The 24,823-nt window shown below is 29.1% G+C and carries 22 protein-coding genes and 1 other annotated feature; of the genes, 16 read left to right on the top strand and 6 right to left on the bottom strand.

The features are described 5' to 3' along the window. Window positions 1-26: 26 nt before the first annotated feature. Together V7Q02_RS06440 and V7Q02_RS06435 are read right to left on the bottom strand one after the other, a co-directional pair. Entirely contained in the window at window positions 27-947 is a 921-nt protein-coding gene (locus tag V7Q02_RS06440; RefSeq protein WP_333860185.1) for a TIGR01212 family radical SAM protein, read from the bottom strand. Between the two features lie 49 nt (window positions 948-996). After that, complete coding sequence (locus V7Q02_RS06435) at window positions 997-2,103, bottom strand: hypothetical protein (RefSeq protein WP_333860184.1); 1,107 nt, start codon at window positions 2,101-2,103, stop codon at window positions 997-999. 174 nt (window positions 2,104-2,277) lie between these two features. On the opposite strand from V7Q02_RS06435, the gene V7Q02_RS06430 reads away from it, so the two are divergent. Beyond that, window positions 2,278-3,333 (top strand): YkvI family membrane protein, encoded by a 1,056-nt coding sequence (locus tag V7Q02_RS06430; protein WP_333860183.1) that lies wholly within the window; start codon window positions 2,278-2,280, stop codon window positions 3,331-3,333. Window positions 3,334-3,454: 121 nt separating this feature from the next. Next, the gene (locus tag V7Q02_RS06425; protein WP_333860182.1) at window positions 3,455-4,354 is read left to right on the top strand and encodes a radical SAM protein; all 900 of its coding nucleotides are present in this window, start codon (window positions 3,455-3,457) and stop codon (window positions 4,352-4,354) included. Between the two features lie 49 nt (window positions 4,355-4,403). On the opposite strand, the gene V7Q02_RS06420 is transcribed toward V7Q02_RS06425, so the two are convergent. The 3 genes from V7Q02_RS06420 to murI all read right to left on the bottom strand — a co-directional run bounded on the left by V7Q02_RS06420 (window position 4,404) and on the right by murI (window position 7,943). Next, complete coding sequence (locus V7Q02_RS06420; RefSeq protein WP_333860181.1) at window positions 4,404-6,203, bottom strand: heme NO-binding domain-containing protein; 1,800 nt, start codon at window positions 6,201-6,203, stop codon at window positions 4,404-4,406. Window positions 6,204-6,436: 233 nt separating this feature from the next. Beyond that, entirely contained in the window at window positions 6,437-7,111 is a 675-nt protein-coding gene (locus V7Q02_RS06415) for a helix-turn-helix domain-containing protein (protein ID WP_333860180.1), read from the bottom strand. Window positions 7,112-7,169: 58 nt separating this feature from the next. Further along, window positions 7,170-7,943 carry a glutamate racemase gene (murI, locus tag V7Q02_RS06410; RefSeq protein WP_333860179.1) on the bottom strand — a complete coding sequence of 258 codons (774 nt, stop codon included), beginning with the start codon at window positions 7,941-7,943 and terminating at the stop codon, window positions 7,170-7,172. A 346-nt stretch (window positions 7,944-8,289) separates the two neighbouring features. Here murI and V7Q02_RS06405 point away from each other — a divergent pair, with 346 nt between their 5' ends. Continuing rightward, window positions 8,290-10,188 (top strand): glutamine synthetase, encoded by a 1,899-nt coding sequence (locus tag V7Q02_RS06405; RefSeq protein WP_333860178.1) that lies wholly within the window; start codon window positions 8,290-8,292, stop codon window positions 10,186-10,188. Between the two features lie 53 nt (window positions 10,189-10,241). On the opposite strand, the gene V7Q02_RS06400 is transcribed toward V7Q02_RS06405, so the two are convergent. Beyond that, window positions 10,242-10,790, bottom strand: a complete 549-nt coding sequence (locus tag V7Q02_RS06400; RefSeq protein WP_333860177.1) for a 2'-5' RNA ligase family protein — start codon at window positions 10,788-10,790, stop codon at window positions 10,242-10,244. A 208-nt stretch (window positions 10,791-10,998) separates the two neighbouring features. Between V7Q02_RS06400 and V7Q02_RS06395 the strand changes: the two genes are divergently transcribed. The 13 genes from V7Q02_RS06395 to V7Q02_RS06335 all read left to right on the top strand — a co-directional run bounded on the left by V7Q02_RS06395 (window position 10,999) and on the right by V7Q02_RS06335 (window position 24,726). After that, entirely contained in the window at window positions 10,999-11,163 is a 165-nt protein-coding gene (locus tag V7Q02_RS06395; protein ID WP_333860176.1) for a DUF1540 domain-containing protein, read from the top strand. A gap of 227 nt (window positions 11,164-11,390) precedes the next feature. Next, window positions 11,391-12,653, top strand: a complete 1,263-nt coding sequence (locus V7Q02_RS06390; RefSeq protein WP_333860175.1) for a UDP-N-acetylglucosamine 1-carboxyvinyltransferase — start codon at window positions 11,391-11,393, stop codon at window positions 12,651-12,653. Window positions 12,654-12,675: 22 nt separating this feature from the next. Further along, a complete protein-coding gene (locus V7Q02_RS06385; RefSeq protein ID WP_333860174.1) occupies window positions 12,676-13,464 on the top strand; it encodes an MBL fold metallo-hydrolase in 789 nt (262 codons plus the stop codon). A gap of 15 nt (window positions 13,465-13,479) precedes the next feature. Then, window positions 13,480-14,046 (top strand): GerMN domain-containing protein, encoded by a 567-nt coding sequence (locus V7Q02_RS06380; RefSeq protein ID WP_333860173.1) that lies wholly within the window; start codon window positions 13,480-13,482, stop codon window positions 14,044-14,046. Then, window positions 14,030-14,191: a CxxH/CxxC protein gene (locus V7Q02_RS06375; protein WP_333860172.1), complete on the top strand. Its 162-nt coding sequence runs from the start codon at window positions 14,030-14,032 to the stop codon at window positions 14,189-14,191. The genes V7Q02_RS06380 and V7Q02_RS06375 overlap by 17 nt, the downstream gene beginning before the upstream one ends. 56 nt (window positions 14,192-14,247) lie before the next feature. Continuing rightward, on the top strand, window positions 14,248-14,748 hold the full coding sequence (locus tag V7Q02_RS06370; protein ID WP_333860171.1) for an SEC-C metal-binding domain-containing protein: 501 nt from the start codon (window positions 14,248-14,250) through the stop codon (window positions 14,746-14,748). Window positions 14,749-14,846: 98 nt separating this feature from the next. Beyond that, complete coding sequence (locus tag V7Q02_RS06365) at window positions 14,847-16,073, top strand: exonuclease SbcCD subunit D (RefSeq protein ID WP_333860170.1); 1,227 nt, start codon at window positions 14,847-14,849, stop codon at window positions 16,071-16,073. Then, window positions 16,054-19,548: an AAA family ATPase gene (locus V7Q02_RS06360; RefSeq protein WP_333860169.1), complete on the top strand. Its 3,495-nt coding sequence runs from the start codon at window positions 16,054-16,056 to the stop codon at window positions 19,546-19,548. The genes V7Q02_RS06365 and V7Q02_RS06360 overlap by 20 nt, the downstream gene beginning before the upstream one ends. A 41-nt stretch (window positions 19,549-19,589) precedes the next feature. Next, window positions 19,590-21,404, top strand: coding sequence for a DUF4434 domain-containing protein (locus V7Q02_RS06355; RefSeq protein ID WP_333860168.1), 1,815 nt, complete (start codon window positions 19,590-19,592; stop codon window positions 21,402-21,404). Window positions 21,405-21,440: 36 nt separating this feature from the next. Beyond that, the gene (locus tag V7Q02_RS06350; protein WP_333860167.1) at window positions 21,441-21,914 is read left to right on the top strand and encodes a methylated-DNA--[protein]-cysteine S-methyltransferase; all 474 of its coding nucleotides are present in this window, start codon (window positions 21,441-21,443) and stop codon (window positions 21,912-21,914) included. Between the two features lie 95 nt (window positions 21,915-22,009). Next, window positions 22,010-22,252 (top strand) — a binding site (T-box leader). A gap of 51 nt (window positions 22,253-22,303) precedes the next feature. Continuing rightward, complete coding sequence (gene asnS / locus V7Q02_RS06345; protein ID WP_333860166.1) at window positions 22,304-23,695, top strand: asparagine--tRNA ligase; 1,392 nt, start codon at window positions 22,304-22,306, stop codon at window positions 23,693-23,695. 29 nt (window positions 23,696-23,724) lie between these two features. Beyond that, the gene (locus V7Q02_RS06340; protein WP_333860165.1) at window positions 23,725-23,970 is read left to right on the top strand and encodes a TM1266 family iron-only hydrogenase system putative regulator; all 246 of its coding nucleotides are present in this window, start codon (window positions 23,725-23,727) and stop codon (window positions 23,968-23,970) included. 276 nt (window positions 23,971-24,246) lie between these two features. Then, window positions 24,247-24,726: a dUTP diphosphatase gene (locus V7Q02_RS06335; RefSeq protein ID WP_333860164.1), complete on the top strand. Its 480-nt coding sequence runs from the start codon at window positions 24,247-24,249 to the stop codon at window positions 24,724-24,726. Window positions 24,727-24,823 lie beyond the last annotated feature (97 nt).

Here is a 24,823-nt window from a genome sequence, read left to right as displayed (position 1 = left end):
TTTCTCAAAAATGATTCTACAATATACTACTTGCAATATATTCCCTGATATATATTTTTATCTTTCATTGCCTTATCAATTTCATTTAAAATTTCCCACTTTTTTAAGCTCCATTTAGGTTCTATAAGCAAATTTCTGGGAGAATCTCCCGTTAATCTATGGATTACAATATCAGAACGAGTATTTGATAAAGCCTTACATATTATGTTTACATATTCCTGTTGTTCCATGAACCTCAACTTACCTTCATTGTATAATTGAACCATAGGGGTATGTTTCATTAAATGAAGAAGATGAAATTTTACCCCCTGTATATCTTGATTTGAAATATATTTCACTGTATTTATCATATCACTTTCCTCTTCTCCCGGAAGACCCATTATCATGTGTATCACTACATCAATATTTCTTCTTCTAAGATTATACACAGACTTTTCAAAAACACACAAATCATATCCTCTATTTATTCTTTTGGCAGTATACTCATTGGAAGTTTGAAGTCCAAGCTCTACCCAAACATAAATTTTTTTACTGAATTCCTGCAATAACTCTAAAACATCCTCCCCAAGACAATCCGGTCTAGTGGCTACCGCCATTCCAACTACACCTTTCTGTTTTACAGCTTCTTCATATTTTTTTCTCAAGATTTTTACAGGTGCATAAGTATTTGTATAAGCTTGAAAATAGGCTATATACCTTCCCTCTTTCCACTTTTTATTCATCATTTTCTTAATATTATAGAATTGTTCTGTTATAGAAAGATTCCTATTACCTGCAAAGTCTCCTGCTCCTCTTTCACTGCAAAAAATACACCCTCCTCTACTTATTTTGCCATCTCTATTAGGACAAGAAAACCCCCCATCTAAGGATATTTTAAATACTTTTCCTCCAAACTTTTTTCTCAAATAATAATTCAAAGTATAATACGCCTTATCTCCCCACTGCATTATAAATTTTCATCCTTTCAATAATACATAACTGATAAAACTTATTATATCATATTTTAACTGCCTTAAATTCTTTTAAGTTGAGCCTCCATTTTCCAATTATATCAGGAAGAGATTCGCCGTTGGTTGCTTTAGATATGACATCAAAATTTAATGTATCTGTATCAAAGGATGAAAAAACGACATCTACTTTATTAAGTGGAAACTTATCTTCAAATTTAAAACTTATCATATCCCCAGAATCCATTTTATAAACTCTTATGCAGTGACCTACACTGCTATTTGTATATTGAAGTGCAATAAATTTTTCATCAGAAGAAAATGTTAAAAATTCTACCTTAGCATTTTTTAGAATATCTACATTTATTATATTCTTACCTATAATTTTTTGATTGTATTCATCTATTTGATTTCCCTGTGTATCATTACTCTCACTACTTCCCTGTCCATCTGAAGATCCCGCATTACCAGATTGTACTTCCATGCTTTCATCTACTTTTACCACACCTATATATGAATTTTTATCATAAGTAACTAGAGCTAGGTAGTCTCCTCCATAAGAAAAATCCAATATTCCAAAGTTATCTCTTGGTACAGACATTTTATTTACATTTGCTTTATCATCTTTAGAAAATACATATTGAGGCATATTATTTATACCTATTATTACATTTACACTTATATTGTCCTTACTTCTCATTTTTATCTTATTCTTCTCAACAAAAGCTTCCCTATCTAAAATGCTGCTAATTTCGCCAATCTTATAATCATTTTCTTCCTTTATGACCTTTATGGAATATTCATCTAAAGTTGAAAAAGGTTTACTTAGATCTGATCTTACAACCTTTACTTTAAAAACTCCAGATCTACCAACTTCACTATTGTCACTTAAATTATAACCCATAATATTCAAATTTTGATTTCCATTTGCTGCAGGATTTTTTAAAAGCTCCTTACAATATAATTTTTTGATGTTTTCAATATCATCCTTCATAAGATACTTCATGTAGGTATCCACTGTATTAGCTGCAGCTTTCATATCAAAATTTTCATTTATATTGGTAGAATTTAATTTCTCATTTGAACTACACCCAAACAATATACCTGAAAAGAAAATGACAATGACCATTATTTTAAACACATATATCTTTTTCATAAATTTTCTACCAACTAATTCTCAAATTTAGTAGAAACTTCACCCCCTTAATTGAAGATAATAATTAATTTATAAATCTTATTTTTCCCTCAAATAAAATTTTAATTTATAATTCATTATTTTTATTTAATATCTATATACTTAATATTGGGATAGCTTTATCAATTGTATTTTATGGGGGGATATTTTTTGAAAGATAAAATAATCTTAATTTTTCAAATATCTACAGTTTTTATAGGAACTGTAGTTGGGGCAGGTCTGGCATCTGGACAAGAAATTAGCCAATTTTTTACACAATATGGCTATAAAAGTTTCATAGGCATATTAACTTGTTCAATTATTTATATAGTAATGTCCATTATAATAATAAATATAAGCATGAAATATGGATTAAATTCTTACGATGGTCTTATAAAATTGGTTAGTCCCGGATTTTTAGGTATGGCTACTAATTTTTTGACTACCTTTTTTTTAATAGGAAGTTCAGCAATAATATTGGCTGGAAGCGGTGCTTTAATACACCAGTACTTTCAACTGCCTAGATGGATAGGCATATTATTAATGCTCACTATATCCATAATTGTATTATCTAGAAATATTAAGGGCCTAATGGAGATAAATTCAATCATAGTACCTTCTCTCATATTAGTCATACTCACTTTATTTATATTATACCTGGCTTTCTACAAAAATATAAATATATCATATTTAAAGAATATACCTCATTACAAAAATAACTGGTTTTCTTCTTCATTGATATACGCAGGATTTAACATATTATGTTACAGTGGAGTATTAATTCCTCTCACACTTTCTATAAATAAAAAGAAAAGTCTCATAGCAGGTTCCATCATAGGTTCTTTAGTTCTTACCATATTAGCCCTTATTATAAATTTTCTATTGATTTTAAACATACCTTATATTTTTAAATATGAAATTCCTCTGCTTTATATAGCCAACCGTTTTGGAAAAACACTTCAAATAATGATACTTATTATAATGTGGCTTGAAATGTTCTCTACTGAAGTATCCAACATATATAGCGTAGGAAAAAATTTTCAGGAAATATTTAATATATCTTATAAAAAATCAATATTTATAATTATTCTCATTACAATTCCTATATCCCAAATTGGTTTTATAAATCTTATTTCTTTTTTATATCCGGCCTTTGGAGTAGTTAGTCTTATATTTATAATACAATGCATAATTTTTTACTTTAAAAATTAAATTTATAATAAATGGCATAATAATAACTGGACACCTGTATGTAATGAGAATATACTTAAAAAGTGCTGATAAAATTCTATCATTAACTCTACATAATATATTATTTAAGGAAGTGCTTTTTATGATAAATCACCTTAAAAGTTGTCAGTTATGCCATAGATATTGTAAGGTGGATAGGCTAAAGGGAAATACCGGTTTTTGTCATGCAGGTAAAGATGTAAAAATAGCCAAGGTATGCCTGCACACTTGGGAGGAACCCTGTATATCTGGAAATAAGGGTTCTGGAACTATATTTTTTTCTAACTGCAATTTTAGATGTGCTTTTTGTCAAAACTACAAAATAAGTGCCAATGGTTTGGGAAAGGAAATATCTATAGAAGGACTTAGTAAAATTTTTCTATTTCAACAAAGTCAAGGAGCACATAATATAAATTTGGTTACACCCACCCATTATATTCCTCAAATAATTAAAGCCTTGGATATAGCAAAATCACAAGGTCTTAATTTGCCAGTTTTATTTAACACAAACAGTTATGAAACTATACATGCATTAAAATCTTTAAAAGGATACATAGATGTATATTTACCAGATTTAAAATACTTTAGCAATAAATATTCCATTAAATATTCTGGTGTTTCAGATTATTTTATTCATGCCACTAAAGCTATAGAAGAAATGTTTAATCAAGTAGGAAGTGTAAAATTTGATGAAAATGGATTAATAATAAAGGGGGTTATAATAAGACACCTTATGCTTCCCGGACTACTATTTGACTCTAAAAAAATAATAGATTATATTTATAACACTTTTGGTGATTCAGTATACATAAGTATAATGAATCAATACACCCCCCTTTATAAAGCCTATAAATTTCCTGAAATAAATAAACCCTTAAATCCAAAGCACTATGATTCTTTTATAAATTATTGTCTTTCACTTGGTATAAAAAATGCATTTATACAAAGCACTGGCACTTGTTCTAAAAATTTTGTACCTGATTTTGATTTAGAGGGAATTTAATATAAAATATAGTAAGAAACTTGGCCAAAGATACGGGCCAAGTTCTTTACTATATTTTATACTTATGCAATTCTGTTTTAAAAGATTCTGTTATATTCTTAAATTCATGTATATTAATCATGAGGTTTTTAATTTCATTAGTATAACTTGATACACTGGCGCTCACTTCCTCAGAAGATGCAGAATTCTCCTGTGCAATTGCAGCTAAAGACTCCATATTTTCATATATTCCAGATATGGTTTTTGATTGTTCATTTAACTTATCTATAGTTTTTATCATTGATTCCGCTACGGATTCTGCTGCAGTTGTCGCCTCATAACTTATACTCCTTACCTCTTTTAAGTTTTCACTTTCTCCTTTAAGAACATTAAATTGTGATTCTATCTTATCCACCAATACTTTTATTTCATCTACAAATTTAATTAAATTAGAATCTATATTCTTAACTGCATCTTGAGACTGTTCTGCTAAAACCCTGATTTCATCTGCTACCACTCCAAATCCTTTGCCCTGCTCTCCTGCTCTGGCCGCTTCAATAGAAGCATTAAGTGCCAACAAATTGGTCTGTTCTGAAATCTCTGAAACAACTGAAACTATACCTGTAATATCTTTTACTTTTGATTGTAGTTCTAACCCTTTGTCATTAACCTCTTTAAAACTCTGTAATGTAGTCAATATATTTTCACTTGTATTATCTATATTATTGTAACTATTATTTATCTTGTCTATTGATTTTTCCAGTTCTAACTTATTATTGTTTTCACTTTCTACTATATTTTTCAAATGTGTTATATTGTCATTTAACACAGATACCACACTTTGAGTATTTTCTGCCTGTTCCACAGCACAGTTGGCCACTTGTTCTACCACATCGGATATTTCACTTGAAGTACTGTTCATAGAATTAGATATCTCATTTATATTAGATACAAAGGTATTCATCTCATCCGTTACACCTTTAAATCCTGTAAAGTCTGCCTTAATGATACTTTTGTGTTTTTTAAGAAGATTAAATATATCCTCAAAAAAATCATTTGTCTCTATATCTCCATCTTCAATAAAATTACCATTATTAATTTTATCTATAGTCTCCATTATGATGGATTTAGGTCTCATAAGTATAGAACCAGAAATATATGATGCAAAAAGAACTAATATTGAAACAACTATAGATTTAAACCAATCATTTAATCCAAACATTAAAATAGAAATTATAAAGCAAAGTATAAAATTAATTATTCCCATTTTTAAGCCTAGATTATTTATGATACCAAAAGAAAGAATTTTATTGAACCTGTATACCTTCTTATAATATATCTCATTCTCAAAAATAAATTTAAATTTTACTGAATTACTGGTTCTCTCCATTTCTTCTATCTTCAATTTTTCACCAAAAAATTTTGTACTTCCCTCTATCATTCCCACAAGATAATCAAACATGCCTCTTTCAGACTTATACTCAAATACGGCAGTTTTTGAAGATGTGGGATTAATCATAACTAAAGGTGGCTTAGCTCCTGGAAACTTTTTAGTCATGGCTACATGAACATCAAACATTGATCTTAAAAAAGAATATAAGTTTTCATGTTTAAAAAAAGCTGGATAATCCTTGTAAAAGGCATTTATGTTGTCACGGCCTATTTTTTTCCATAACTCTTTCGTATTTTCCCTGTTAGCTTTTGCTATATACTCTATTACTTTTTTTATTTCCCCGTCATTTACATTTTCAGCAGGGGAAAATATTTTAGATGGCCCCCATCCCACTGAACTCATAGCATCATTTACAACCTGGTCATTATATAATTTTCTGCAAGTTCTCATCCATGTGGCAATAACAGTTCCTTTCATTTCTATTTCTCCTTTCAAAATTTTTATTTATAATAATTAAAACTAATTCTCAAAAAATATTTTTAATGGAAAGTTTTTTAAAGGAGCTTATAATATAGCTAATTATACAACAAAATCTATATTTTATAAAATTTACTTTTGAATCTACTAATTATCTATGAAATAAAAGTCCTAACCATAACTTTATTTTAGATTAGAACTTTAAATTATGTATTTAATAATTTTCTGTATTACTATAACTTTATTTCCAACTTATCTAACTTTGCAATAATTTTAAAATTTTTAATTTCTACAGTTTCAGTTCTTATGCTGCTTCCTCCACTTACAAGTAAAATTTTTCTATTGTCTAATTTTTTTACCTGTCTTAACTCCCTCTTTCCATTATATTCAACCAGACATATGGAATTATTCTCTATTTCTCCAGTTATATGTGCCAAAGCTAAATCTCCATGTTGAATTCTAAACCCTTCCATATCATTGCTTTCTATGTGCAAATATATTACCTTGTCTTGAGCATAGCCCTCTACTTTATTATTTATTACAGGTAATTGTTTGAAATTAATCACTTTATCCATGTTATATCCATAAACAGGCACCTTTTTTAAAACCGAGCCAAAGGCTTCACTCCAAACATCCTGAACCTGAGTTTTTTCTTTCTTAGATACAGGAGCAAATTTTTCATTTTTTTCTTCTTCATAGGCTTGCTCTTCAAAAGACATAGTTATATCATTTATATTTTTTCCTAAAATTTTGGATACTTTATCAATTATACCTTCACTTACTATTTTCCTTCCTAATTCTACTTCATTAATAAACTTTTCTGATACACCTAATTTTTTACCCAATAATTTTTGACTAATTCCTAATTCTATTCTTGCAGATTTTATTTTTTCTCCTACCCTACTCATCTTTCCCTCCTGATTTAATCTCATATATAATTTAAATTCTATGTAAAACTTAAAAATTTCATTCTTTTAAAAGCTTATAACTTAATTTTATTATATATTGACTATTCATAGAATTAAATATCTTTATCTTTCCAACTTTACTATTTTTACTTTCTATATGATGTTTAATAAGCTGTCTTTTCAACTGCCTAACGGTTCCCTTACTTCCATCAACTATTGGAACATCCTGATTTAAAACCTTAGATATACTTTTCTTTATAAAGGGATAATGGGTACATCCAAGTACTACTGCTGCAATTCCTTTTTCTTTTAAAGGAGACAATTTTTTTTCCAGATAATATTCTATTTCCTCTCCTTCTGTTTTTCCTTCCTCAATAAGTTCTACCAAACCGCTGCAGGGAAGAGGCACCATATTTGAATTGCCATATTTTTTCATGAGATTATTAAACTTACTTTCCGCTAAAGTCATAGGTGTTGCCATTATTATTATATTTCCTCTTCTATTACATTCCACTGCAGGTTTCAAAGCTGGTTCTATACCCACTATAGGCATATATTTACTATATGCCTTTCGCAAATCTATTATAGCAGCACTAGTAGCAGTATTACAGGCAACTACTAAAGCCTTTATATTTTTTTTTAATAAAAATTCTACAGCATTAAACGTGAGTTTTTTAACCTCTTCCACCGTTTTGACTCCATAAGGTGCCATCTTTGAATCCCCAAAATAAACAAAATTTTCATTTGACAGGATCTTTACAGCTTCTTTTAGTACACTTATTCCACCCACTCCTGAATCGAAAAAGCCAATTGGCCTATCCTCAGAATCCACTCTATCACCTCATAACTTAATAAAAATGTTATACATTTTATTATATAATATAGATTTAAACTACACAAATTTTTAAAGACATGAATAAATGACCTCAATTTTTAAACTTTATTCTTAAAATCAAATATTATATTTTATATTTTTTAACTATTGCAACATAACCCATAAATTTATTCAAAATCTATTGACATATAGGAATATTAATTATAAAATCATAAATATATAAATTTTAAATAATTAATAAATAATTTATATTTTATCAACTAGAATATAAATTAAATTGACTATACACTGACAGAGTATTAAAAATTCATACTCTTCTAATTATTTATAGGAGGAAAAAACTATGTTAAAAGATTTAATCTATGTAATACCTACCACTATGCAATCTGAAGATAGTTTAAAAGAAATACTAACTTCCCATCCTGAAATAAAATTCGTATCCCTTGTCGGCATAGACCTTTCAGGAAATGATACTGACGAAAAAATTCCTATTAAGATTTTTCTAAAAGATATCTCTGGATTTTTAAAAGGATCAATTCAAACTGATGGTTCATCGGTAGTTCTTCCAGGCATAGCTACCCTAAATAATGCAAAAGTTGATATGGTATGCGATTGCGATGTAAATTGGTATGTAGACTATAATACCAATAATATCGATGTTGAAACAAATAAACCTGTAGGAACGCTTAGAATTCCATGTTTTTTCTATCATGAACACAAAGCTGTAGATTCCAGGCATATATTGAAGAATTGTATACAACATTTTAAGACAAATCTTATGAGTTTATTCAAGAAATATCCAAGTTGTCTGTCTTCTTTCGGAATAAAATACGAAGATATAGATGATTTAATTGCTACCTGTGCAACAGAACTGGAATTCTGGGTAAATACTCCTAATAATCCTGCTGAAATTGAAGAACTATCCACATCTCAAACATTACAAGAACAATATTGGACCAGAACTAAAGGTTCAGTAAGAACTGCCTTAGAACAAACACTTTCAATTATGGAATTATACGGATTGGAACCTGAGATGGGTCATAAAGAAGTAGGAGGAATAAAGTCTAACATTGATGACAGAGGAAGATTCAATCATATAATGGAACAACTTGAAATAGACTGGAAATATTCTACTGCGGTACAATCTGTGGACAATGAATTACTAGTAAAAAGCATAGTTAAGGAAACCTTCAGAAATAATGGACTAGAAGTCACTTTCTTGGCTAAGCCTATAGATGGAGTAGCTGGAAGTGGAGAACATACTCACATAGGTATGGCATTGAAACTCAAAAATGGTAAAATGATAAATTTATTTTCTTCCACTAAAAACCACTTTTTAAGCATTTTTGGTTACGCTTCAGTAATGGGAATACTTAAAAACTATGAAGTCATAAATCCTTTCGTATCTTCTACAACAGACTCACTGAGAAGATTGAAACCTGGATTTGAAGCACCTATTTGCATAGTAACATCTATAGGTCACTCTGTTGAAATACCTTCAAGAAACAGAACCGTACTCATAGGAGTTGTAAGAGATTTAGAAAATCCGTTGGGCACAAGATTTGAACTTAGAGCACCAAATCCTCGCACCAATACTTACCTGGCTGTAACAGGATTGTATATGGCTATGTTAGATGGAATAACCTATGCAATAACCAACTCTAAAACAGAAGATGATCTTTTGACTGAATTATCTAAAAAGCCTGGAGAAGATGCATCATATCTTGAAAAAGATAGGGCTTATAGAAGTGAGGAAGACGTATTTGAAGATTTTACTGATGAAGAAAGAGTTAAATTCTTCGGTAAAGCACCTGGAACTGTATATGAAAACTTAATTGCTATTGATAAATACCCTGAAAAAAAAGCTGTATTAACTAAAGATGATGTATTAAATGACAAATTAATAAACAGTTTTAAATTGGGTGCTATAAAAAGGTGGTTAGTAGAACTTAATCATAGAATTTTAAATGAATATACTGATGAAATAAGAGGTTATAAATTGCTTCATTCTGTAGATAAAGCTTTAGACTTGGATGTAGCTACCTGGATGAAAATAGATGCTTTAAAATGCCACTTAATGAAGGATTCCTATTCTAATAAGAGTTTATTCTCCAAGATAAGAATTGCGTCAGAAGAAGAAAACTATGAAGAAGTATCTAACCTTCAGCTGGAAGTAGAACAGAAAATGTCTGAATTAAGAGAACTATATTCCATATATAAGAAAAATTTACTTGATATTTAATATAAATAAAAAACAGAGGATGTCTCCACAGTCTCCTCTGTTTTAAACTTAATCTAAAAATTTCTTAGAGAAAATTTTCTTAATGTTACCTCTTTTTTGTTGTTTACAGCCTTCCAGAGTTCAATTCTATCTATTTTAACCATCTTATGGTTACTTTCTCTCTTAATATTTTCATGAAATGTATTACTATGTTGTTTGGAATTTGATTCTCTCATTTGATAACTGGTATTTGCCAGCAATACTTTTAAGTTGATATCATTTAAATTTTCTCTTACATTAAATTTATGTAATCTTAGAATTTCATTTATTTGCCTGGCTAACCTTATAATATATCCTTTATTCTCAATCTTCAAATTAATAGCTTTATAAAAAGGATCCATACTAATATCATTTATCTGTACCTTGAATTTCTTATACGGTTTTAGTATATCCGAAATAACTTTAGTCAGTTTTTCCAAATCGGGATTTTCTATAACTTCAAGAGTTATATGTAACATGGGTATATTTTTATATAATTTATATTTTCTACATATACTCTTTTGTATACGCTGAATATAGAAATAAGAATCTTTATCAAATAAAGCCACCAAATAATACTTCATTATTTTCCCAATCCCCCAAATGTACATTTTGTTTAGGTATTATTATAACATAAAACTACTATATATAGTATTAAATATTTATATTAATTTATAGAATACAAATTATATAGAAAGACAATACTATTAATGTTTAAAAATTCACATAAGGAAAGAGGTGACAAATCCTACTTAAATAAAAATATTATATTTTTATTAAGTAGGTAAAATTATGAGTAATAGTAAAAATTCTAGTATAGGATGTATAGTTAACGAATGTAAATTTCATGCCAAAGACACTAATTATTGCACACTTGACAAAATAGAAGTGACAAAACATGAAGCAATGGCTAAAGACATACAATGTACTGACTGTGGGAGTTTTAAAAAGGAATAATTACTTCCACAGTATATCACAAGTTACACTAAAAAAACCTAGCTTTATTTTTTAAGGCTGGGTTTTAATTTTGCAAATAAATAATTTTATCACACCCTTCATATTTTTAAATTTATTATTAAAATAATATAGAATTATGTTATAATAAACTTTGTGTAATATGAATTAAATTTAATATTTTCTACAACTTTATGTAAATTAAATTTATGATAAGGATGGATACATAAATGAATAAATTAGTAATTAATGGCGGAAATCATCTTTCCGGTTCTATAGAAATTAACGGTGCTAAGAATGCTGCCGTTGCAATATTACCAGCATCAATACTAGCCAGCAGTGGCATATGTTCTATTGACAATATACCCGATATAGAAGACGTACACTGTATAGAAAAAATTTTAAAGAGTTTAGGCTGCAAAGTAAAGACTGGTAAAAATTTAGTGGTTATAGACAGTACTACCATAAATAAAATAGATGCAGATACCGATGATGTAAGAAAAATGCGGGCTTCTTATTATCTTATAGGTGCTCTGCTTGGCAGATTTAAAAAGGCAAGGGTTGAACTGCCAGGGGGATGTCCTATAGGAGTAAGACCTATAGATCAACATATAAAAGGTTTTGAGGCATTGGGGGCCAAAGTAGAAATCAAACATGGCTGTGTATCAGTAAGTGCAGAAAAACTAATTGGCACAAGTATATTTTTTGACGTTGTAAGTGTAGGTGCTACTATAAATGTAATGTTAGCCGCTACCCTAGCAGAGGGAGTAACAACTCTTGAAAATGTAGCAAAAGAACCCCATGTAGTTGATGTGGCAAACTTTTTAAATAGCATGGGGGCAAATATTAAAGGTGCAGGTACTGAAATAATACGTGTAGTGGGAGTAAAGGAACTAAAAGGATGTTCCTACAGTGTAATACCAGATCAAATAGAAGCAGGTACATATATGATTTCAGCTGCCGCTTGTGGTGGTGAAGTAGTAATAGAAAATGTTATACCTAAACATTTAGAATCCATATCTGCAAAACTTATAGAAATGGGTGCCGAAATAATAGAAAATGGTGATTCCATAACCGTGAAATCAAAAAATAAACTGAAAGGTGTAAATATAAAAACTCAACCTTATCCGGGTTTTCCTACTGACGTTCAACAACCTATAAGTGCTCTCTTGACAGTTGCAGAAGGAAGAAGCATTATAAATGAAAGTATATGGGAAAGTAGATTTAAACATATAGACGAATTAAAAAAAATGGGTGCAAATATCAAAGTAGAAGGAAGAATTGCTATTATAGATGGGGTAGATAAACTAAGCGGTGCCATAGTAAAAGCTACAGATTTAAGAGCTGGTGCAGCCATGGTTATAGCAGGTCTTATTGCAGATGGTACCACTGAAGTTTTGAGTATTGATCATATTGACAGGGGATACCCTAATATAGAAGATAAATTTAAAGCTTTAGGTGCCGATATAAAAAGAGTATCTTATGTGGAATAATTAAAATTTAGGAGATATTAAAATGATTTTTTGTCCTTTATACAGCGGAAGCAGCGGAAATAGCACCTTTTTAGCCTCGGATAATACTAAACTTTTAGTAGATGCAGGTCTTTCAGGTAAAAGTATAGAAACTGCTCTTTTAAAAATCGGATTCAATCCCAATGAAATAGATGCTATACTAGTCACACATGAACACATAGATCACATCAAAGGAGTAGGTGTTTTATCTAGAAAATACAATATACCTATTTATGCAAATGCTCTTACCTGGGGATGTATGTTAAAACATATCGGAAAAATAAAAGAACATAATATAAAAGTAATTTATAATAATCATATAAGTATAAAAGATATGGACATAACAAGTTTTAGTACATCCCATGATGCTGTAGACCCTTATGGTTATGCTGTTGATTGTAAAAATAAGAGAGCTTGTATAGCAACGGATTTAGGGGTTATTTCAAATGAAATTAAATATATTTTAAAAGATTCTGATGTAATTCTTCTAGAAAGTAACCATGATGTTGAAATGTTAAAATTCGGACCATACCCCTATGATTTAAAAAGACGAATTCTAAGTAAAATAGGTCATTTGTCCAACGACGACTGTGGAAAAGCCATATTAAACATTATAAATAATAAATTTAAAAAGATTATTTTAGGACATCTAAGTAAAACAAATAATTATCCAGAACTAGCATATCAGACTGTAATAAACACATTAACTGAAGCTGGTGTAAAATTAAATATGGATGTGACTATATCTATGGCAAGACGTGATAAACCCAGTAATTATATAAAATTTAAATAGAAAAAGGTGATACATATGAAAAAATTTTTTGTTATATTTCTATGCCTTATAACTACATTTTCTATTTTAACATTATCTGCCTGTGATAAAAAGGACAAATTAAGCATAAACAACAAAGAAAAAGAAAAAACTATAGCTTTTTCAAAAGAAACAGACAATACCTTGGATTTAAGTATTTATTTTAATTCTTCTAAAGATTCAAATACAGTTGAAATATCTAAAGAAAGCCGAATAATAAAAAAAGATGAACTATTTGCAGAAACTATAATAAATGAAATAATAAAAGGTCCTTCTGTTAAAAGTAACTTGGCTCCTGTACTCCCTAAAAACACCAGAATCATAAGTATGTCAATAAAAGATAATGTAGCTTATCTAAATTTAAGTGAAGAAGCCAACATTGAAATGACCTCAATTAAAGAAGAAACTTGTTTAAAAAGTATAGTTTTTTCTCTCACTCAAATTTCAACAATAGACAAAGTTAAGATTTTCATAAATAATAAGGATTTAGACATATGGAGCAATAATTTTGACTTATCAAAACCTATTGGAAAGGATGATATTGAAAATGCCAGAAGAAAATAAATACTGTTGCATTGAACATATAGATATATCTTTTGACGATTTTATATTAGATAACGAGACTTTTCCTTATTTGGTGAGTTGTGAAAAACACAAATGCACTTATTGTGATAAGGAAGCTAAATACATTTTAAAATTGAAACCTTAAAATAAAAATTTCTGAAGGGAGGTACTGCTACAAAGTTAAAGTAGCAGGATATAACTATGAGTTTATATAAAGATTGGACAGATATGGTGGTAGACTTTGTAAAAACTAACGGAGAAAATGCATTCTGGAAACAGTACGGCTCAATTGAAAAAAATATTTATTCAAAAATATTATGTGAACACAAAAATATACTGAAGGGAACCATAAGAGAACTAGCAGAAGAATTTGAAACATCAACTATATATTTCATGGGATTTCTAGATGGTGTAAATACTAGCTTGGATACTCCTCTGGAATTAGACACTTTGGAAGAGAACTCTAAGATAAATATAAATATTAACTTTGAGAAATTGTATTATAATATGTTAGATTCAAAGGCAGATTATCTATATAAGCTTTCTCCATGGAATTCTATATTCTCCACCGAGAAAAGAAAAGAAATCCGTAAAAAATGGCTCAGTTCCAAAACAATAGTCAATAAAAATAAAGTAGGTAGAAATGATCCCTGTCCTTGTGGAAGTGGCAAAAAATACAAACACTGCTGCGGAAACAACTAAATTATAAATTACATAAAATCCTACACACACGCCACTAATATTCAATTATTAGTGGCGTATATTATAAACCTTATTATTGAATTTAAAGGAGGAACCTAATGAGAATTTTACATACTTCTGACTGGCACCTTGGAAAAAGTCTGGAAGGTCACAGTCGCATGGAGGAGCAGGAGTCATTTCTTGAAGATTTTATAGACATAGTTGAAAATAATCATATAGACCTAATAATTATTGCAGGAGATATTTATGATAACGCAAACCCGCCGGCAAAAGCAGAAAAAATATTCTATAATACATTAAAAAAATTATCTTCAAATGGCAAAAGAATTACTTTAATTATATCTGGAAATCATGATAATCCCGATAGACTAATAGCCGCAGAGCCTTTAGCTAAGGATCATGGCATTATAATGGTGGGAACTCCAAAATCCATAGTACCACGAGGTAATTACGGAGATAACAAAGTAATACATTCCGGTGAAGGCTTTATTGAACTCGAAATAAATGGAGAAAGAGCTGTAATTATAACAGTACCTTATCCTAGTGAAAAGAGATTAAATGAAGTTCTATATAATAATATGGAAAATGAAAAAGAACAAGTAAAATCATATAATGATAAAATTAAAACGTTATTTTATAATTTAAGCAAGAATTATAGAAAAGACACTATAAATATTCTTGTTTCCCACCTATTTACCATGGGAAGTGACCAAGCTGGTTCCGAAAAAAATGTACAGCTTGGTGGAAGTCTTATTGTAGATAGTACTTGTTTCCCTGAAAATGCACAATATATAGCTTTGGGTCACATTCATAAACCGCAAATAGTACCAGGAACCAATGGAAAAGCCAGATACTCCGGCTCACCCATTCAATATAATAAAAAAGAAATCAACTTTAAGAAAAAATGTTTTATTATAGATATAAAAGCTGGAGAAGATTTTAATATACGTGAAGTTGAATTCAAGGTGTATAAGCCTATAGAAGTGTGGAAATGTTCCAGCATTGAGGATGCCATAAAAAAATGTATTGAGAACATGAATAGAAACTGTTGGGTTTATTTAGAAGTAACTACAGACAGATTTATAAGAGAAGATGAAATAAAGTTTATGAGAACCACAAAAAAGGACATAATTGAAATTATACCAAAAATAAAAAATAGTTCTTCTAGAAAGATGAATATATATGATTTTTCCCATAAGTCCTTTGAAGAAATTTTCAAAGAATTCTACTTTAAGGAAAGAAAAGTAAAACCCCAGTCAGAATTAATAGATCTATTATTATCTATTATAGAGGAGGGAAAAAAAGATGAAGCCCATTCGTCTTAAAATTAAAGGATTAAACAGCTTTGAAGACACCCAGGAAATTGATTTTGAAAGATTAACAAAAAAGGGTATATTCGGTATATTTGGACCTACCGGCAGCGGAAAATCCACTATTCTTGACGGTATTACCCTTTCTCTATATGGAGAAATATCCAGAAAAAGCTCAAATTTTATAAATGTAAACTGCAATAATTTATATGTAAGCTATCAATTTCAAATATCTGAAAAGGAAATAAGAACTTACAGGGTAGAAAGAGAATTTAAAAGAGATCAAAAAAGTGGAAATGTAAGAAGTAAAAGTGCTAGAATAATAAGTATTGAAGGACCTACAGAAAAAATTCTAGAAGAAGGAGCCAAAAATGTAACTGAGAAATGTGAAAAAATATTAGGACTTAAACTGGAGGATTTTACAAGAACCGTAGTACTTCCTCAAGGCAAGTTTAGTGAATTTCTAAAACTTGAAGGTAAGGATAGAAGAAATATGCTTGAAAGATTATTTAATTTACAAAAATATGGAGATGACCTTTCATTTAAACTAAATTTGAGAAATACAGAAGAGAAAAGAAAATTTGATGAACTCAATGGACAGTTGAAGGGTTATGAAGAAATTAATAAAGAAATTTTAGAAAATAAAATAAAAGAAATAAAAAAATTGGATAATAACTATAATAAAGTTAAAAATGAGTATGAGCAATTAGAAAAAAGGTATAATGATGAAAAATATTTATGGAAGCTTCAATTGGAAGTAGCAGAAAAATCTCATGAATTAGAAATATTAAAAAAAAGGGGAAATAAAATAAAGGACTACGAGGAAAAGATCAAATTAGCAGAAAATGCTTTAAATGTAAAACCTTACTTAGATAATCTTAAAAACACATGTGCACAAATACAAATCACCAAAAACAGCCTATCCAATTTAAATATTAAAATAAATAGTATAAAAAAGAATAAAAATGAAATAGAAATATCATTCAATAAGTCCAAGAGCGAAAAAGATAAAAAACTCCCTGAATTAAAATTAATGGAACAAAAAATAAAAGATGCTATGGAAGAGCAAAAACTGCTTGAAAAACTGAAACAGCAAAAAATTCTTATTGAAAATCATATTGAATCCTTAAGAGAAAAATTCAATAACAAAAATAATCAGATAACAACAAATGAAAAGTATGTCTCTGATTTATCGAAAGAACTAAAAAATAAAGAAGAATTAATGGAAACTTTAAAGATCCCCCAGGACTATATAAGAAAAATAAATGAAAGTATTATCATTTTAACTAATTATGAAAATAAAATACTACAAATAAATAAACTCACTAAAAGTATACAAAATTGTGAGAAAAACATAAAAGTGTCCATTTCTAAAAAAGAATTATTGTCAAGACGTATAAGTGAACTGGAAAAAGCTTTATATAATTGCAACAAAAAATTAGATACACTAATTAAAACCTGTCCAGGAGATGAAAACACACTATTAAATTTTCACCAACATTTATCTTATTTAAAAACAAAATGGGACAAATATGATGAATATATGGCTCTTTTAGCTAAAGATAAAAGTATAGTTGAAAATTTGAAGAAAAATCTTCAGGATATAAATACTATAAAATCCAACATGGAAAATTCCATAGAGGAACTAGAAAAAAATATTCATCAATGTGAAAAAGACAATATGGCCCTTATGCTAATGCACACTCTAAAAGAAGGGGACTCATGCCCTATATGCGGCTCCATATATCATGAAAAAAAAGAAACCCGTAAAATCAATATAAATAACCTTGAAAATTTAAAATCACAATACCTTGAAAAAAATGCCATCATGGAAAAATCCATCAGGGAATCAATAGAAATCCAAACTAATATAGCATTAAAAAGAAAAGACATAGAGGAAAATAAAAAGAAAATAGCATCATTGGGAGAAGACTTTAAATTAACGCCTCTAAAGATACTTCAAGATAAATTTTATAAATTAAAACAGCAGATAAATGATTTTAAAAAAGAAAAAAATTTTATAGAGGAAAAAATAAAAACATTAAAAGACAACAAAAATTCCATGGATATGGACTATAATAAGGAAGTTATAATAGAAGATGAAAACAGTAACCAGCTAATACGGCTACATGAAGATTTAAAATTGGAGGAAGAACAAATCAAATCTATAGAAACCCAATTATCTTTGTTGAAGACGGATTTATCTGTAAAAGATTTGAAGAACAAATCAAATGAGATAATAAAAACACAAAAACGTATATCTCACCTGGAAACTGAGGCAAAAAAAATCAGGAAAACCTTAGAAGTAAATCAAGGTGAAATAGAGCTAATGAAAAATGATATTATAGAATTAAAAGAAAAACTTAATGAAAATCAAACAAGAATTGAAGAGATGGATAAAAACATAGTTGAAAAAGAATACAATATAAAAAATAAAGTAGGTGAAATAACTGATCTAAAACACTTCAATAAAGAAATATGCACGCTTATAGAGAAAATCGAAAACGACTATACAAAAACTGAAAAAGCTACTATAAAGATATCAAAAGAATATGATGAAATCAATAATAAAATAATATTATCTCAAAATAATTTGTTTAATTTAAATGAGAGAAATATAAAAGAAGAAAAGATACTTAAAGACATGCTGTATAATTACGGATTCAAAAGCACCTATGAAGTTGAAAAATTTTTTATGGATAAATCAGAAATAGAAAAATTAAATAAAGAAATACAAGAGTATAGAACTTCTCTTTCAAAAATAAAAGGTGCCCTAGAAAATATTTATAAAAATATGAATGGAAAAACCCTTACAAAAGAACAATGGGTCAAAACACAAAATGATAAAGATAAAAAAAGCTATGAACTAAAAAAATTATACGACGATAAAATAACATTGGATAAAGAAGTAATTTCTATAAATACAAAATTGTTAGAATTAAAGGATCTCTTAAATAAAAAGGAAAGCATAGAACATAAATTAGGGCTCCTAAATGATCTGGAAAAGTTATTTAAAGGTAAAAAATTTGTAGAGTTTGTAGCATCAAATCAATTGCAATATATATCACTGGAGGCAGATAAAAAATTAAAGGAAATCACCTGTGGCAATTACGGTCTTGAAGTAGACCAGAATGGAAAGTTCTTTATTAGAGATTATAAAAATGGAGGTAAAGAAAGAGACGCTTCCACATTATCAGGAGGGGAAGTTTTCCTTGCATCCCTGGCACTGGCACTGGCACTATCATCTCAAATACAATTAAAGGGAAGATCTCCTTTAGAATTATTTTTCTTAGATGAAGGTTTTGGAACTTTGGATGATAACCTACTTGAAGTAGTTATGGATTCACTGGAAAAAATTCATAATGACAAGTTATCCATAGGAGTGATAAGCCATCTGGAAATCATAAAGGAAAGAATGCCCATAAAACTCATAGTAACTGCTGCTGAATCCGGAATGGGGGGAAGTAAAGTAAAAATAGAAAGAAACTAATTAAATTTGCTAAAAAAATGAGAAAGGAATATTCATGATATATGTGGAATAGAAAAATCCTATGGCTAAGTTCAATATTAATAATTTTATTTTTTACACTAACATATTTCAATAGCCCTTTAAGAGATAATAAAAATTATCCTATAGTAGATGGTTCCTTCATACAATTAGATTTAACACAAAACTGGAATTCAAATAAATGGGAAAAAGAATTACTCCATCTTAAAGAAAATAAAATGAACTATCTTGTAATAACAAACGTTTCTCAAACAGAGAAAGGTATTACTAAAATATGTTATAAAAGTAAGAACAAAAACTTCCAAAAACTATATGGTAATACTGATCCTGTAGAACTGTGTTTAAAAAATGCTGAAAAGTTAAATATTAAAGTTTTTATAGATACCAATTTTAATAGTGAATGGTGGCAAGTACCTGCAAATAATTCTCTATGGTTAAACTCTCAAATGGAAAGAGCTAATTTTATAGCCAGTGAATTATATGAAAATTATCATTCTAAATATCCCAATGCATTTTATGGCTGGTATTTTCCCTATGAAGTGGACAACGCCAAGTTTAATAAACTTAGTGACTTTGATACCTTAGCTAGTGCCCTTAATATTCATTTAAATTACCTAGATAAAAACCATAAACGTTTGCCAATCCTGTTATCACCATTTATGAATTCTTCTGCAGGTACTGCTAAAGAATATGCTTCTAACTGGGAGTATTTGTTTTCAAAAACTAATTTTAAAAAGGGAGATATATTTTGTCCTCAAGACTCTATTGGAAGCGGCAGACTAAAACTTGAAGAAGTTAACTCCTGGTATACCGCTCTTAGAAAAGCAGTCTCTAAAAAATCTGAGATGTTATTCTGGGCTAATACAGAAACCTTTGATTATGTTAATAATTCAACGGTACCTCTAGATAGATTCTTAAAACAACTTAAGCTAGAACAGCCTACTGTAGATAACATACTCTGTTTCTCATATAGCCACTACTACAGTCCAAACAATATCTCCAGCGGTTTTAACAAAGCATACTCTTATTATGTAAAGAACGGAAAACTTCCTAATAAAAAGTTAGATATACCCCAAAATGTCAATGTAGCTATCATAGAAAAAAATAAATTTAAAATAACCTGGCAAACTCCAAAAAAAACCGATAATATCTGCGGATATGAAATTTACAGAGATAATATTTTAATTTCAAGAACTATGGTTCAAAGAAATTATGGAGGAGATCCTAAAGTATTTTCAAATACTATTATAGATATTCCTATATTAAAAGAGGGTGTGAAATCCCACACCTATATAGTAAAATCCCTTGGATTTTCAGGCAATATATCTAAACCATCCAATATAGTGACAGTTAATGTGGATTCTATACAGAAACTACCTAATATAGTTTCTACAAATTGCACTTATACTTTATCTCCCATGCCCCATGAAAAATATAATGACTCAAACCTTACTAAAATCACAGATGGTAAATATTCTTCTGTAAACTCGGTAAAAGATAAAAGTTTTGTAGGGTGGTACAATGATCCCCTAGATATAACTATAGACTTAGGAAAAGTAATACCTGTACAGCAGTTCATGGTAAGTTATCTTAGAGATCCCATTCCTTGGTCTGAATTGCCTGATGGAGCTTCTATCTCTATATCACAAGATGGTATAAATTATACCCCAGTGGGATCTATAAGGATACCCTCAGTTCCTTTTTCCGATAGATATGGTTCTAAATACCCTTTATATCTTACATTAGATACTCCTGTAAATGCCAGATATGTAAGACTGTTTTCTGTAACTAAAGCCAATCATTATACTTTTATAGATGAATTTGAAGTGAGAAATTGAAAGTGATAATTTTTATATAGAAAGGAGTAATTAATTATGGAAATCTCAAATACCTCTTATTATTCTTCTCCTATTGGAACTATAAAAATAGATGGTGACAATACAGGAATAACTTCTATATTATTTTTAAACCATGAACCGGAAATTACAAACAATAGCCATTGTAGTATACATATAAAAAATTGTATAACTGAACTGGATGAATATTTTAAGGGAACCAGAAAAAACTTCTCAATTAAATTTCATATTTCAGGTACCCCTTTCAGGGAAAAAGTGTGGAGAGAACTTTTAAAAATACCCTATGGTCACACCTGTTCTTATTATGATATAGCCAATTCAATAAATAATAAAACTGCTGTAAGAGCCGTAGGAGGGGCAAATCACCATAATAAAATAAGTATAGTTATCCCCTGTCACAGAGTTATAGGAAAGAATAGAAATTTAACTGGATATGGAGGCGGATTATGGCGAAAAAAATGGCTTTTAGAGCATGAACAAAAATACAGCTGATATTAACATATTTTTTCATAATCATTGACAATAAATTTCATAAATATTATAATTTTAAAATAAAGATTAAAGTTATAATAAATTTTAACTATAAATTAAAAACTATGATGAGACGAGTAAATATAGGAACTTTCCAAAGCGAATTGGTTATGGTGAGAGTCCAATGTAAGTCTATATTGAAAAACATCTCGAAGTTTCTAACCGAAACCTTTATGGAACTAGGCTTAGAGGTATTCAACACCTTAAAATTGAAAGATAGGGTATTTACTTTATCTTAAGAGTCGGTCATATTTATGACAAATTGGGTGGTACCGCGAATTAAGTCTTTCGTCCCTTTAGGGATGAAAGGCTTTTATTAATAACATAATAAATTTACGGAGGAAAATAACATGGAAAAAACATTAGTAAAATCTCTTTATAGAGAAACTGAAAAATTTACAAATAAAGATATCGAAATCTCAGGCTGGATAAGAACCATAAGAGATTCTAAGTCCTTTGCCTTCATAGAATTAAATGACGGATCATTCTTTAAAAATGTTCAAATAGTCCTAGATGATAAAACAGAAAATTTTAAAGAAATAATAAAATTACCTATTAGTTCATCACTGTCTGTAAAAGGTACTCTAGTTTTGACGCCAAATGCAAAACAATCTTTTGAAATTAAAGCTAAAAAAATATCTTTAGAAGGAAATTCTTCTTCTGACTATCCTCTTCAAAAGAAAAGACACACTCCTGAATACCTAAGAACAATAGCTCATTTAAGACCACGAAGCAATACTTTCTCTGCTGTATTTAGAGTTCGTTCTATTGCAGCCTATGCAGTACATAAATTCTTTCAAGAAAAAGATTTTGTATATGTAAATACTCCCATTATCACAGGTAGTGACTGTGAAGGTGCTGGAGAAATGTTCAGAATAACTACAATGGATCTAAATAGTATTCCAAAAAAAGAAGATAACTCTGTAGACTTTTCCAAAGATTTTTTCGGTAAAGAAACCAATTTAACTGTAAGCGGTCAGTTATCTGCTGAAACCATGGCACTTTCTTTTAGAAATGTATATACCTTTGGCCCTACTTTCAGAGCTGAAGATTCAAATACTTCAAGACATGCAGCTGAATTTTGGATGATAGAACCTGAGATGGCTTTTGCTGAACTAAAAGATTATATGAATATTGCAGAGGAACTGGTGAAGTATATAATAAACTATGTGCTTAAAAAAGCTCCTGAAGAAATGGCCTTTTTCAATTCATTTATTGATAAATCTCTATTTGACAGATTAAATAACGTAGCTAATTCAGAATTTGGAAGAATAACCTACACCGAAGCTGTAGACATTTTACAGAAAAGTGGTGCATCCTTTCAATATCCAGTAGAATGGGGTATCGATCTTCAAACAGAACATGAAAGGTACTTAACAGAAAAAGTGTTTAAAAAACCCATATTTGTTACAGACTATCCAAAAGCTATAAAAGCTTTCTATATGAGAGAAAATGAAGATGGAAAGACGGTAGCCGCTGCAGACCTTTTAGTACCGGGAGTAGGCGAAATAGTGGGAGGAAGTCAAAGAGAAGAAAGATTGTCTGTCCTTGAAAAAAGGATATCAGAATTTGGACTTAATAAAGAAGATTACTGGTGGTACCTGGAACTTAGGAAGTATGGTGAAACCAAACACTCTGGTTTTGGATTGGGCTTTGAAAGAATACTCATGTATATAACAGGTATGTCTAACATAAGAGATGTAATTCCATTTCCTAGGACACCGGGTTCTGCTGAATTTTAAAATATATATTACTAAAGGGGGAATATTTTTTGGAAAAAAGAATTGCTGTGGTTGGAATAGTTGTGGAAGATCTTGATAATACCTCAATTGTAAATAATATACTTCATTCTTTTTCAGATATTATAGTAGGGAGACTGGGCATTCCCTACAGGGAAAGAAATATTTCTGTTATATCCATAATAGTAGATGGAACTTCTGATGAAATAAGTTCTATGACAGGAAAGTTAGGCAGAATAAATGGGGTAACTGTAAAAACAGCTATTACCAAAAAATAATATATTTTTATTTCATAAGGCTTTTATAATTTATGTACATTATAGAAGCCTTACTTTTATATACATATAAGGTATATTTATTATGCGAAAAGAGATCCCATATTTTCACTATAATTTACAGTAATCGTTATAAATCATTTTATTTTTAAAATTAAAAATAAATTTTTAGTGTAACCGGTTGCACATTGTTTTAATATATATCAATTTTAGCTAAAATATTATTAAGTAAAAAATTTTTTTACAATAATTATATCAATATGGAAAGGCGGTCTGTTTATGGATCTTGTAAAATTATTTGAATTACAAGAAAACTTGGATGAAAGAACAAAAAAAAATATTTTTATGGAAAAAAAAGATTTGCTTTCAAAAAAAACTCTTGCACTTCAAGTAAAAATAGCTGAACTGGCTAATGAAACTCAATGTTTCAAATTTTGGACTGATAATGCACCTACCAATAAGGATTTAATTTTAAAAAGTTATGTAGATTGCTTGTACTTCATATTGACTTTAGGACTTGAAAAAGGGTTTACAGATATTAAAGTAAACATAAAAGTTAATGAAGATGTTATTACATCACAATTTTTAAACATATATATTGATATAAATGATTTTATAGTCTGTTCTTCTAGAGACCATTATATTACTTTATTCGAAGACTTTATAAGTTTGGGAAAAAAGATAGGATTATCTATAAAAGAAATAGAAAATGCTTACTACTATAACAATTCTATCTATAAAGAAAAATTTAAATGTTGAAAGACTATTCTCTGTATGTTGATTTAATACAGAGAATAGTCCACTAATTAGACCTATATTAAAATCTCACTTATAGTTTTAATAATATATTGCCTTT

Source organism: Clostridium sp. (assembly GCF_036781005.1).
Taxonomy (GTDB): Bacteria; Bacillota; Clostridia; order Clostridiales; family Clostridiaceae; genus Clostridium_B.
The sequence above is the reverse complement of the archived record's forward strand: the minus strand, read 5'-3'. Positions and strand labels throughout refer to the sequence as shown.

What these genes read in the sequence shown, in the direction of transcription:
- V7Q02_RS06435 (WP_333860184.1), bottom strand. Translation starts at nt 2,103, where the DNA reads ATGAAAAAGATATATGTGTTTAAAATAATGGTCATTGTCATTTTCTTT.
- V7Q02_RS06390 (WP_333860175.1), top strand. Translation starts at nt 11,391, where the DNA reads ATGAATAAATTAGTAATTAATGGCGGAAATCATCTTTCCGGTTCTATA.
- V7Q02_RS06400 (WP_333860177.1), bottom strand. Translation starts at nt 10,790, where the DNA reads ATGAAGTATTATTTGGTGGCTTTATTTGATAAAGATTCTTATTTCTAT.
- V7Q02_RS06395 (WP_333860176.1), top strand. Translation starts at nt 10,999, where the DNA reads ATGAGTAATAGTAAAAATTCTAGTATAGGATGTATAGTTAACGAATGT.
- V7Q02_RS06430 (WP_333860183.1), top strand. Translation starts at nt 2,278, where the DNA reads ATGGGGGGATATTTTTTGAAAGATAAAATAATCTTAATTTTTCAAATA.
- V7Q02_RS06405 (WP_333860178.1), top strand. Translation starts at nt 8,290, where the DNA reads ATGTTAAAAGATTTAATCTATGTAATACCTACCACTATGCAATCTGAA.
- V7Q02_RS06355 (WP_333860168.1), top strand. Translation starts at nt 19,590, where the DNA reads ATGTGGAATAGAAAAATCCTATGGCTAAGTTCAATATTAATAATTTTA.
- V7Q02_RS06350 (WP_333860167.1), top strand. Translation starts at nt 21,441, where the DNA reads ATGGAAATCTCAAATACCTCTTATTATTCTTCTCCTATTGGAACTATA.
- V7Q02_RS06380 (WP_333860173.1), top strand. Translation starts at nt 13,480, where the DNA reads ATGAAAAAATTTTTTGTTATATTTCTATGCCTTATAACTACATTTTCT.
- V7Q02_RS06370 (WP_333860171.1), top strand. Translation starts at nt 14,248, where the DNA reads ATGAGTTTATATAAAGATTGGACAGATATGGTGGTAGACTTTGTAAAA.
- V7Q02_RS06360 (WP_333860169.1), top strand. Translation starts at nt 16,054, where the DNA reads ATGAAGCCCATTCGTCTTAAAATTAAAGGATTAAACAGCTTTGAAGAC.
- V7Q02_RS06375 (WP_333860172.1), top strand. Translation starts at nt 14,030, where the DNA reads ATGCCAGAAGAAAATAAATACTGTTGCATTGAACATATAGATATATCT.
- asnS (WP_333860166.1), top strand. Translation starts at nt 22,304, where the DNA reads ATGGAAAAAACATTAGTAAAATCTCTTTATAGAGAAACTGAAAAATTT.
- V7Q02_RS06415 (WP_333860180.1), bottom strand. Translation starts at nt 7,111, where the DNA reads ATGAGTAGGGTAGGAGAAAAAATAAAATCTGCAAGAATAGAATTAGGA.
- V7Q02_RS06385 (WP_333860174.1), top strand. Translation starts at nt 12,676, where the DNA reads ATGATTTTTTGTCCTTTATACAGCGGAAGCAGCGGAAATAGCACCTTT.
- V7Q02_RS06425 (WP_333860182.1), top strand. Translation starts at nt 3,455, where the DNA reads ATGATAAATCACCTTAAAAGTTGTCAGTTATGCCATAGATATTGTAAG.
- V7Q02_RS06335 (WP_333860164.1), top strand. Translation starts at nt 24,247, where the DNA reads ATGGATCTTGTAAAATTATTTGAATTACAAGAAAACTTGGATGAAAGA.
- V7Q02_RS06440 (WP_333860185.1), bottom strand. Translation starts at nt 947, where the DNA reads ATGCAGTGGGGAGATAAGGCGTATTATACTTTGAATTATTATTTGAGA.
- V7Q02_RS06420 (WP_333860181.1), bottom strand. Translation starts at nt 6,203, where the DNA reads ATGAAAGGAACTGTTATTGCCACATGGATGAGAACTTGCAGAAAATTA.
- V7Q02_RS06365 (WP_333860170.1), top strand. Translation starts at nt 14,847, where the DNA reads ATGAGAATTTTACATACTTCTGACTGGCACCTTGGAAAAAGTCTGGAA.